Annotated in this window: 10 protein-coding genes; 2 read left to right on the top strand and 8 right to left on the bottom strand. The window is 41.7% G+C overall.

What is annotated here, in order from left to right:
- The 5 genes from MLE14_RS20995 to speE all read right to left on the bottom strand — a co-directional run.
- A partial coding sequence (locus tag MLE14_RS20995; protein ID WP_243299746.1) for a transposase occupies positions 1-288 on the bottom strand: 288 nt, incomplete at its 3' end.
- Positions 289-902: 614 nt separating this feature from the next.
- Complete coding sequence (argS, locus tag MLE14_RS20990; protein WP_243300362.1) at positions 903-2,570, bottom strand: arginine--tRNA ligase; 1,668 nt, start codon at positions 2,568-2,570, stop codon at positions 903-905.
- Positions 2,571-2,572: 2 nt separating this feature from the next.
- A complete protein-coding gene (locus MLE14_RS20985; protein WP_243300361.1) occupies positions 2,573-2,998 on the bottom strand; it encodes a DUF1934 domain-containing protein in 426 nt (141 codons plus the stop codon).
- A gap of 226 nt (positions 2,999-3,224) precedes the next feature.
- Positions 3,225-4,097 (bottom strand): agmatinase, encoded by an 873-nt coding sequence (gene speB / locus MLE14_RS20980; RefSeq protein ID WP_243300360.1) that lies wholly within the window; start codon positions 4,095-4,097, stop codon positions 3,225-3,227.
- An 18-nt stretch (positions 4,098-4,115) separates the two neighbouring features.
- Positions 4,116-4,946, bottom strand: coding sequence for a spermidine synthase (speE, locus tag MLE14_RS20975; RefSeq protein ID WP_243300359.1), 831 nt, complete (start codon positions 4,944-4,946; stop codon positions 4,116-4,118).
- 273 nt (positions 4,947-5,219) lie between these two features.
- On the opposite strand from speE, the gene MLE14_RS20970 reads away from it, so the two are divergent.
- Positions 5,220-7,307, top strand: coding sequence for a transglycosylase domain-containing protein (locus MLE14_RS20970; RefSeq protein WP_243300358.1), 2,088 nt, complete (start codon positions 5,220-5,222; stop codon positions 7,305-7,307).
- Positions 7,308-8,627: 1,320 nt separating this feature from the next.
- Here the strand turns inward: MLE14_RS20970 and MLE14_RS20965 are convergent.
- Positions 8,628-9,146 (bottom strand): YwhD family protein, encoded by a 519-nt coding sequence (locus MLE14_RS20965; RefSeq protein WP_243300357.1) that lies wholly within the window; start codon positions 9,144-9,146, stop codon positions 8,628-8,630.
- A gap of 30 nt (positions 9,147-9,176) precedes the next feature.
- The gene (locus MLE14_RS20960; protein WP_243300363.1) at positions 9,177-9,809 is read right to left on the bottom strand and encodes a site-2 protease family protein; all 633 of its coding nucleotides are present in this window, start codon (positions 9,807-9,809) and stop codon (positions 9,177-9,179) included.
- 364 nt (positions 9,810-10,173) lie between these two features.
- On the opposite strand from MLE14_RS20960, the gene MLE14_RS20955 reads away from it, so the two are divergent.
- The gene (locus tag MLE14_RS20955; RefSeq protein ID WP_243300356.1) at positions 10,174-10,581 is read left to right on the top strand and encodes a hypothetical protein; all 408 of its coding nucleotides are present in this window, start codon (positions 10,174-10,176) and stop codon (positions 10,579-10,581) included.
- A 228-nt stretch (positions 10,582-10,809) separates the two neighbouring features.
- On the opposite strand, the gene MLE14_RS20950 is transcribed toward MLE14_RS20955, so the two are convergent.
- Positions 10,810-11,071 (bottom strand): transposase (locus MLE14_RS20950; RefSeq protein ID WP_243298557.1); only part of this gene is annotated, 262 nt, incomplete at its 5' end.

Below are 11,071 nucleotides of genomic sequence, written 5' to 3'. Positions count from 1 at the left end.
ATCACGATCACGGGGGACCGCAATTTCAACTTCTCCTGTCGTCGTTTTCACGAACTTTTTGCCATATCCATTTCTTCTATTGCTTGTTTCTTTTTCTCCCTTGTCATTTGATTCATAGCCCAAATGATGATTCATTTCACCTTTAAGCATCGACTCAAACATAGGGCCAAATATGTCTTTTAATGCTTCTTGCATATCTTCTACAGATTTAGTTTGGTACTGTTCGATAATCTTGTTAGCTAATTCTACGGAGTTCGGATCTCTTTTCAATTTCCCCATTGAAAACACTCCTTTAGCTTTATACTTATTATTCTATCAAATAAAAAACTGTGTGAGTAAGGAACCGTACGTATTCCTTACTTACACAGTTTATATTACACTCCCAACTTGGCTCTCGCTTATCGGAACTTGTAACCCGTTTTTCGGAATTTAGAACTCGTTTTTCGGAACTTGGTAGTCGTTTTTCCGAACTCAGCACTTCCTTTTCCGAACTCTGCACCCTCTTTTCCGAACTCAGCACTCCCTTTTCCGAACTCAATACCTTCTTTTCCGAACTCAGCACTCCCTTTTCCGAACTCAGCACCCTCTTTTCCGAACTCAACACCTTCTTTCCGAACTCAGCACTCCCTTTTCCGAACTCAGCACCCGCTTTTCCGAACTCAACACCTTCTTTCCGAACTCAGCACTCCCTTTTCCGGACTCAGCACCCTCTTTTCCGAACTCAGTACCCGCTTTTCCGAACTCAGCACCTTCTTTTCCGAACTCAGCACCCGCTTTTCCGAACTCAGCACCCGCTTTTCCGAACTCAGCACCCGCTTTTCCGAACTCAACACCTCTATTTACTAAAATCCACCCAAAAAAAGAACCAGGAATAGCAGTCCTCTGCTGTCCTGGTCTTAACTCTACATTTTTTCCGGAGCCGAAACTCCGATTAATTTCAAAGCATTTTGCAGTGTAATTTGAACGGCTTTAATAAGTGCTAACCGTGCCTTGCTTACCTCTGCATTTTCTGGATCTAATACTTTATTGCTATTGTAAAAACTGTGGAACGAAGAAGACAGGTCTTGGATATAGTTTGTAATCCGATGCGGAATTCTTCGCAATGCGGCTTCCCCAATAACGTGAGGGAACTCCCCTAGTTTTTTCAATACGTCAATTTCTTTTTCGCTGCCGATTAATGAATAGTCGGCTTGATCATCAGTTATTCCCATTTCCTCTGCCTGACGCAAGATGCTGCAAATCCGCGCATGGGCGTATTGTGCATAGTAAACCGGATTTTCATTTGATTGGGAAACGGCTAAGTCTAAGTCAAAGTCCAAATGAGTATCGGCACTCCGCATCGCAAAGAAGTAACGTACTGCGTCTAAGCCGACCTCCTCAACGAGCTCACGCATCGTGACGGCTTTACCGGTTCTTTTGCTCATTTTCATTTTTTCGCCGTTTTTATATAAATGAACGAGCTGAATCACTTCTACTTCTAAGTCATCCGGATTGTGGCCGAGTGCTTCCATTGCTGCTTTCATTCTAGGAATATAGCCGTGGTGGTCAGCACCCCAAATATTTATTAACGTTTCAAAACCGCGCGCAAATTTGTCCTCATGGTAGGCAATGTCAGGTGTTAAATACGTGTATGTTCCATCATTTTTTACTAAGACACGGTCTTTGTCGTCGCCGAATTGAGTGGAACGGAACCAAACAGCCCCGTCCTCTTCATAAATATGGCCTAACTCTCTTAATTTCGCTAAAGTTTCATCAATTTTTCCATTTTTATAAAGGGATGTTTCGGAGTACCACACATCAAATGGCACACGGAAGTTTTCTAAATCTATTTTAAGTTTCTCAAGCTCATATTTTAGTCCGTATTCTCTAAAGAATTCGTAGCGTTCTTGTTCGTCTGCATTTACATACTTATCGCCAAATTCGTCCGCCAGCCTCTTTCCGATTTGAACCACATCTTCCCCATAATAACCGTCTTCAGGGAGATCCCGCTGGTAACCAAGAGCCTGGAAGTAGCGAGCTTCTACAGATAAAGCAAGATTATGAATTTGATTCCCGGCATCGTTTATGTAGTATTCACGGGAAACTTCAAAGCCTGCTTTTGCGAGAACATTACATAAAGAGTCTCCGACCGCAGCTCCCCGTGCATGCCCAAGGTGGAGATCCCCGGTTGGGTTCGCTGAGACAAACTCGACTTGGACCTTTCTGCCTTGTCCGATATTCGACTCTCCGTATGTTTCCCCTGCTTCTAGAATCGTTGGAATTAACTCCGTTAAGTACTGGTTGTTTAAATAAAAGTTAATAAAACCAGGACCCGCAATTTCAATTTTTTCAACAGAGGTTTTAGAAAGGTCGAATTCTGACTTAATGGCTTCTGCAATCAGCTTTGGTGCCTTTTTCGCTACCCGCGCGAGCTGCATTGCCATATTGGTTGCGTAATCCCCATGTTCTTTATCCTTCGGTATTTCTAAAATTACATCAGGGATTTCTTCTTCTTTTGCAAGCCCCGCTTTTAAACAGGCATTTTTTATTTCTTGTTTGATTTGTTCTTGAACCGCGTTCACTATACTCATACTTAGACCTCCTGAAACGTGAATGTCATTTTATATGTACCTACATACGATTGCTGCACATTTAAATCATACCGCAACTGAAGGGTGTGCACTTGATTTTGCACAGAATGGCTGATGGCAGTGGTGTATGCCTCAAGCGGAAGTCTCCCATACTGATGCTCGTAGCTGCCGCGTGTCGTTTCTTTAATCCTATGTTCTAATCTCATAGAAATCACGCCGCTTCGCAAAACTAGTGCTGTTTCATCACCTGTCCACTTCAGAATCGTTTTCACCATTCCGTTTTCTTGCGCTTCCTCATATTTTAAAAATTCACTGTTCCCTTTTTTATAATACTGCCCAAAGACAGTTAATTCATAGTTTTCTACTTCCTGATCCCGTATGATTTCATTATGAAGTATGATTTTGACATTTTGCTCAAATTCCGTCAAAAAATAACCTCCTGTTTCCCTTCCCATTAAGGGCAGGAATGCAAGACTTAATAAAGTATCGATAACCTTCTTAGTATAAGGTTAAAAAAGACGAATCGCAATGTCTATGATTTTTTCGTATTAAAGGGTGACTTTGCCCTCTATTTTGAAACACAAGAACCGTCCCTTTGTTTCACTAAAAAAATCACACCCGGCTATGTATGTTTATACCGGGTGTGATTTATTTTTATTTTACCCAGCCGAGCAGAATTTCACGCAGGAATTTGCTGGCGGCGATTTGGGTTTGTTCAGATGGATCGTAAGCTGGAGCGACCTCGACAATATCAGCACCGATTACTTTTACGTCGGAATTGGCGATAAGAGTAATAGCCTCTAACAATTCTTTAGAGGTAATCCCGCCTGCTTCAGCTGTACCGGTACCTGGCGCATGAGCCGGGTCTAACACGTCGATATCAATCGTAACGTAAACGTTTCGTCCGGCAAGCTTTGGCAGCACTTCCTTCAGCGGTGCGGCTACATCAAATTTAGCCATATACATACCAGACTCTTTTGCGAATTGGAACTCCTCTTTCATCCCGGAACGGATCCCAAAGGAGTACACGTTTTCAGGGCCAATCAGGTCACAGACTTTACGGATTGGGGTAGAGTGAGATAAGGGCTCTCCTTCATATTCCTCTCTTAAGTCTGCATGGGCATCGATATGGATGACAGCAAAATCAGGATATTTTTTATGAATCGCTCTAAAAACTGGCCATGTACATAAGTGCTCCCCGCCTAAGCCAAGCGGAAATTTATCCTCAGCTAAAACCTTGTCCACAAATTCCTCAATCATATCCAAGCTTCTTTGAGGATTTCCGAATGGTAATGGAATATCGCCTGCATCAAAGTATTTCACTTCATCTAAATGCTTGTCCAAATATGGACTATATTCTTCTAATCCAAGTGAAACTTCACGAATTCTTGCCGGACCAAAACGAGAGCCTGGACGAAAACTAACTGTCCAGTCCATCGGCATCCCGTATATAACGGCACGGCTTTCTTCAAAGCTGGGATGACTTTTTATAAAAACATTTCCTGAATAAGCTTCATCAAAACGCATTAACTTCTTTCCCCTCTCTTATTCGGTTAAATCCTTTACGAACTTTGGCAATACGAAGCAAGCTTTATGCAATTCCTTCGTATAGTAATTCGTTTCTATATCGTGGAAGCGGCTGTCTTCCACTGCAAGCGGATCATATTTTTTTGAACCAATGGTAAAAGTCCATAGTCCGCTTGGATAGGTTGGGATATTGGCTATGTACAAGCGTGTAATCGGAAAAATTTCCTTTACATCCTGAACCACTTGTTGAATCAGATCGGCTTTAAACCACGGATTATCGGTTTGCGCTACAAAAATCCCATCCTCTTTTAAAGCTTTGGCAATCCCCGCATAAAACCCTTTTGTGAACAGGTTAACCGCTGGACCCACTGGTTCTGTAGAATCAACCATAATCACATCATATTGATTTTCACTTTGAGCAATGTGCATAAAGCCATCATCCACTTGAACATCCACGCGAGGATCGTCTAATTTTCCTGCAATCTCCGGTAAATATTTTTTTGAATACTCGATGACTTTACCATCAATTTCAACCAAAGTGGCTTTTTTCACGCTCGGGTGCTTCAGGACCTCACGAATTACGCCTCCATCGCCGCCGCCGACTACTAACACATTTTCAGGGTTTGGATGGGTAAATAACGGAACATGGGCAACCATTTCGTGATACACCCACTCATCCTTTTGATTGGTCATGACCATCCCATCAAGCAGCAGCATGTTGCCCCACTCTTCGGTTTCTACCATATCCAGTTGCTGAAATTCAGTTTTTTCTGTATGTAAGGTTCGTTTTACCTTCATAGTTATTCCGAAATTATCTGTTTGTTTTTCAGTAAACCAAAATCCGCCCATTCTATAACATCCTTTCAATTAGAATTCGTTACATTGTCTGGTTTGAACTAAAAATACTCTCATTTAAAAATCATTCCCTATGAAGATAAATACAAACGTTATTTTCTGCACTAAGAAAAAAGTATAGAGTAATCTAGCAAAATTGCAATATTTTTTTACTTGTAACTTGTTATTAGCCATTTAACGTTTAATCGCCTTTCTTTTTTCCAAAAATAAGAATAAAGGCATAGGCAAATGTAGAAAATATTGTCATTAGAGAGAGGTGAACAAACGATGGAAATTTTGACGGGAAACCATTTTGAAAAAACAAAAAAATATGCGCGAGCGCTCTTTTTCTTGTCTCTGCTGGCAACTATCATTGGATTTATCATGGTCAGTGCCGTTTTTATTTATGCGAAAGTGCTGGGTCCGCCTCCACTCGTTGTTCCAAAATCCTCTCTATTCTTAGCCGATAATGGAGAAATTTTCGGTGCTACGAATCCTCAAGGGGAGATTCGGCATTGGGTTTCCCTGCACGATATTACTGAGGATGTTCAAAAAGCAACAATCTCAATTGAAGATCGTAATTTTTATGAGCACCATGGATTTGATTTAAAACGAATTGCAGGCGCAGCCCTGGCCGATATTCAGGCAATGGCAAAAGTCCAAGGTGCCAGTACCATTACCCAGCAATATGCGCGAAATCTCTTTTTGGAGCATGACAAAACGTGGAAACGGAAACTGAAAGAAGCCTTTTATGCTCTAAGGCTTGAAATGAATTATACAAAAGAGGAAATTCTCGAAGGCTATTTAAATACGATTTATTACGGGCATGGAGCCTACGGAATTCAAGCAGCCAGCCAATTTTATTTCGGCAAGGATGCTGACAAGCTTTCTTTGGCAGAGGCAGCGATGCTAACCGGTATCCCAAAGGGGCCGAGTCACTATTCTCCGATTATCAATTTTTCCAAGGCGAAAGACAGACAAGAGCTCATCCTGGATGAAATGACGGAAACAGGAGCTATTACGAAAGCGCAAGCCGATGCTGCCAAAGCAGAAAAACTTACGCTAATTGGAGAGCACCCGCATGTTCAAAACGATTTTGCTCCTTATTTTCAGGACATAGTCCGGCATGAATTAATTCATAAGTTAAAAATTAGCGAAGAGGCGATCGCTCTTGGCGGACTAACGATTTATACAACGATTGATCCGAAACTGCAGGAGATTGCAGAAAAAGCAGTAACACAAAATATGTCAGATGAATCAAACATTCAGGTTGGGTTTGTTGCAATGGATCCTGAAACCGGATTTGTAAAAGCTCTGATTGGGGGCAGAGATTATCAGGAAAGCACCTATAACCGTGCGTATCAAGCCTTGCGGCAGCCTGGTTCGACGATTAAGCCATTATTGTACTATGCCGCACTTGAAAGAGGCTTCACCCCATCTACTACGATGCGCAGTGAAATGACGACTTTCAAATATGACGAGGGCCGTTCAGAATATACGCCCCATAATTTTAACAATCACTATGCTGAGGATGAAATCACGCTTGCTCAGGCACTTGCCCTATCGGATAATGTCTACGCTGTGAAGACGCATCTCTTTTTAGGGGAAGACGTATTGGTTGATACAGCTAAACAATTTGGAATAAAGTCTAAAATGGAACAGGTCCCTTCACTGGCATTAGGTACGTCTGGTGTTCGTGTCGTTGAAATGGTTAATGCCTATAGCCTATTTGCTAATGGCGGCAGAAAAGTGGAACCTACTTTTATTAAAAAAGTAGTCAATGAAAAAGGGGAAATCCTGTACGAAAGCAAGCTCGAGAATGAACAAGTCCTTGATCCCGATATAACCTTTGTGATGTCGAGCCTTTTAAGAGGAATGTTTGATCCGAAGCTTAATGACTATACCAGTGTAACAGGCAGCTCTATCATCAATGAGATGACCCGCGCCTATGCAGGAAAATCAGGTTCTACCGATACAGACAGCTGGATGATTGGTTTTACCCCACAGCTGACTGCAGGGGTTTGGACAGGATATGATGAAGGCAAGGAAATTACCCTGACTACAGAAAAGATGTATGCGAAGAATATTTGGATTGATTTTATGGAAAAGGCCTTAGAAGACGAGCCAGTCCGAACTTTTATACCAACCGATGGAGTCGTTGGCGTTTATGTCAATCCTGACAATGGCAAACTTGCCACTGAGAGCTGTCCGGTTGCTCGTTATACGTACTTTGTCAAAGGAACGGAGCCAACCACATATTGTACCGAGCATATTAAAGAGCCACTCGACGATCATGAACCGAAGCCGTCTGACGAAAAATCACCTGGCGGAAAGGACAAACCATGGTATAAAAAGCTGTTGGAGTGGTGGGGATAAACGAGGTTTTGGGTGGCTGGCACTTTATAAAACCAAGGTTTTGCAGTTGATTCACATGATTTGGCTGTGCAGAACCTTGGTTTTCTTTATGGTTTAATTTCTAAGTGCCGGTTTTTGGGTGGACTTTTGACTGATTTTTGGCTTGCCACCTATTTTTCGAACCATAGCTACTATTTTTCCGGGCTAGTACCTGCTATTCCGAACTAGTACCTGTTATTCCGGGCTCAGTACCCGTTATTCCGGGTTCAACACCCGTTACTCCGTACTCAGCACTCACTATTCTGGCACTCTGTACTCGTTATTCCGAATTAGTACCGGTTATTTCGGGCTCAGCACTCGTTATTTCGGACTCAGCACCCGTTATTCCGGCTTAGTACCAGTTATTCCGGGCTCAACACCCGTTACTCCGTACTCAGCACTCACTATTCTGGCACTCTGTACTCGTTATTCCGGCACTCTGTACTCGTTATTTCGGACTCTGCACCCGTTATTCCGGCTTAGTACCAGTTATTCCGGGCTCAACACCCGTTACTCCGGACTCAACACCCGTTATTCCGGACTCAGCACTCACTATTCTGGCACTTAGCACCTGTTATCCCGAATTAGTACCGGTTATTTCGGGCTCAGCACTCGTTATTTCGGACTCAGCACCTGCTTTTGGAAATTTTGGGCCCGTTTCAGCAACTAATTACCTGTTTTCTGTGCTTTACTCCGAATATTTCAGAACTTAGCATCGTATATCCGAACTCACAGCGCGTTAAGCGAACTCAGACACCAATTAACCGAACTTAGGCATTCTTTTACCGAACCCAGATCTAATTAACAGAACTGAAAGACCCTTTGAGCGGAGTTAGGTCTAGGTAACCGAACTCAAACATCCTTTAAACAAACTTAAATCCGGTTAACCGAACTCAAACACCCTTTAATCAAACTTATATCCGGTTCACCGAACTCAAACACCCTTTAAACCAACTTATATCCGGTTAACCGAACTCAAACACCTTTTAAACATACTTAAATCCGGTTCACCGAACTCAAACACCCTTTAAACCAACTTATATCCGGTTAACCGAACTCAAACACACCTTAACCGAACTCACTTACTTTTAACCCTAAAATGAAACCGCCATCGCCATGCAACCACAAAAAACCCCAGGGGTGCTGTCCCTGGGGTTTTTTGTGTCCTAGTTTTACTAAAAAAGTGCTTTGCTTCCTAAGTGTACCTAATTTTTCCTAAATCGAGCAAGATGCCTGCTCTTTTGTTCATGAAAATGACACATATTGAAGGCATAGACCAATATTCGGCATTAAAGCCTTTCATTATTCCATATTTAAATCTTTTCTTAGCTTCTCATCGGAGAGGTTCCACATGCCAAGGTTGTGATTTTTTAGAAATTCGCCTAAAACTGTTTTAGAGGAATCGTCCATATGGTCCACAATGATATGGCCTTTTAATGATTTATCCATTCGGTTGACATGCTCTGGCAAGGATTTATACCCTCTTCGGATTGAACGGTCGACGGTCATTTCACATGCCGTCACGCCGTGATAATACGGGCCTTCCTCCTTGCGGTTAATGGTGACCCAGACTAACCAGTAAGGTTTTCCGTTGGGGACCTGCGATTTATCCGCTAAAAATTTGATGCCTTTTTCGACAGTGCTTCTAGCATGCATCGCCCCAATGTCGACAAAAGCTTTCTTTTCTTCAACATCTACAAATACCGGAGAGATGTTTTCAAGACTTAAGGCACCGATGCCAAAACCTTTATGTCCGTCTGTCGGATTATTTTTAATAATATTAAAAGCAATTGGCTTTTTCTTATTCTCTTTGTTCTCCATCGAATGATACCTCCTTCTAACCGAAGCTTATCAGCGTGTAATAAAGAGTTCAAAAAAGAACTGGTGGATGGCACCGCTAATAGCAGGCACCCAGTCTCCAAGAAGGACCCCGATTGTTACATTATAAAGCGGATCAATCAATACTAATACTAAAAAGATGATCGCACCGTATGGCTCTAATTTAGCCAATGTCGGTCTGATTTGCTGCGGCAGTAAATCTTCTACAATTCGATATCCATCTAGCGGCGGAAGCGGAATTAGATTAAAGACAAACAGCAAAACATTTATGCTTATAAATACCAGCAGAAACTCAGAAAATGTATAGAAGAAATCAGAAGTCAGGTCTAGATAAAAAAAGAGATAATACAAAAATGCACCAATTACAGCTAATAGTAAATTGCTGATTGGCCCGAGGACCGATACGATAATTCCGGCAACCCGCGGATTTTTGAAATTAAAGCGATTCACAGGTACCGGCCGTGCCCAACCAAATCCGACAATAAAAAACAAAATCGTTCCAATTGGGTCTAAGTGCTTTAAGGGGTTTAGCGTTAAACGCCCCTGCCGAGCTGCCGTATTGTCGCCAAAGCGGTAGGCTGAATAGGCATGGGCAAACTCATGCACAGAAAAAGCAATCGCCAGCGTTAAGGCGAGATAAATCATATATGTGATACTCAGGTCTTGAAAAAACAAATGCCGCCACCTCATTTACAGATTCTTTTTTCCACTTTAGAAAGTATAATTTTTAACAAAGAAATAATTTCGACGCAGTTAATATTTTTAGGATAAAAGTACGAAGGCCAGGACGGCCAAGTCGAGCGATACATTAGGACGTGGCGTTTCAAGCGTGAAAAGTGCAACTAGGCAATCGCCTGCGCCTACGGCTTGGCGCTAGCCAGGTTTTCTTTAAGTATACAAAATCAGTGAAAGAAAAGAAAATAAGTGTACTTAAAAGATTTACAAATTGCGGAAATCGGGTACACTCTTAATAGAATACTGATTGATTACTATATTAGGAGTGAAATTTTTGGATCCGTTATACTATTTTATTCTGGCTGCTGTGATTGCATCCTTCGGAATTTCAATGGCGGTGAGAAAAGCATTTGCCCAAATAGTCGAAGGAAAACTTCCGCTTCATAAAGTTCAAACGAAATTAATGGTTTCCGTTGCCCTTGTGGAAACTATTCCTATTCTATTACTTATTCTAGGTTTTATGAATATAGAAGAAGCAGAGCTACATCCTCTAGTAGTGATCCTGATAGTGGGAGCATCTATGCTGTTTAACTTTTTAATCAACTGGTTCCGTTATCGCGATTCCCTTCAGCAAGTGGAAAAAGACTCGCTGCAAAAGCAACAGCTGTCCACTACGTTTCAATTAAGTATTTTTTTAGTGAACGCCATTCCCATCGTAGCGATTGTCGCTACAACTTTATAGGACTAGTAAAGAAAACTTGGCTAGCGCCAAGCCTGTAGGCACAGGCGATTGCCTAGTTGCACTTATCACGCTCGAAACGCCACGTCCTCATGTATCGCTAGACCAGGCCATTTTGGCCGTCGTACTTTAATCCTAAAAATATTTACTTCGTCGAATTTACTTCTCTGCTAAAATTTTATATTTAGGTTCTCCGTCAAATGTTGGGGTGATGACTAATTGTCGTCACCCTTATCCAATGTGAACCCCAATCCCTTTATATTGATGTGAAAGTAATATTTTTGCTCTAAAGCGTTTAAAGCTTCTAAAGCCAAATGCGTTTCGTTTTAATACTTTGGTTGAGTTATTGATCCCTTCCAAAAAACCATTGGAAAAGTTATATGCAAAACTATTAAGAATTTCGGTTTGCCAGTTTTGAATGGTTTGAATGGCCTTTTTCATTTCTGGAATTTCAGAAGCCTCAACCAGTTGATAAAAATCCTTTAGTTCTTGT

Origin of the sequence: Bacillus litorisediminis (assembly GCF_022808645.1) — a bacterium.
In the GTDB taxonomy this organism is placed as follows: Bacteria; Bacillota; Bacilli; order Bacillales; family JC228; genus Bacillus_BF; species Bacillus_BF litorisediminis.
The sequence above is the reverse complement of the archived record's forward strand: the minus strand, read 5'-3'. Positions and strand labels throughout refer to the sequence as shown.

What these genes read in the sequence shown, in the direction of transcription:
- MLE14_RS20960 (WP_243300363.1), bottom strand. Translation starts at nt 9,809, where the DNA reads ATGATTTATCTCGCCTTAACGCTGGCGATTGCTTTTTCTGTGCATGAG.
- MLE14_RS20965 (WP_243300357.1), bottom strand. Translation starts at nt 9,146, where the DNA reads ATGGAGAACAAAGAGAATAAGAAAAAGCCAATTGCTTTTAATATTATT.
- MLE14_RS20970 (WP_243300358.1), top strand. Translation starts at nt 5,220, where the DNA reads ATGGAAATTTTGACGGGAAACCATTTTGAAAAAACAAAAAAATATGCG.
- argS (WP_243300362.1), bottom strand. Translation starts at nt 2,570, where the DNA reads ATGAGTATAGTGAACGCGGTTCAAGAACAAATCAAACAAGAAATAAAA.
- speB (WP_243300360.1), bottom strand. Translation starts at nt 4,097, where the DNA reads ATGCGTTTTGATGAAGCTTATTCAGGAAATGTTTTTATAAAAAGTCAT.
- speE (WP_243300359.1), bottom strand. Translation starts at nt 4,946, where the DNA reads ATGGGCGGATTTTGGTTTACTGAAAAACAAACAGATAATTTCGGAATA.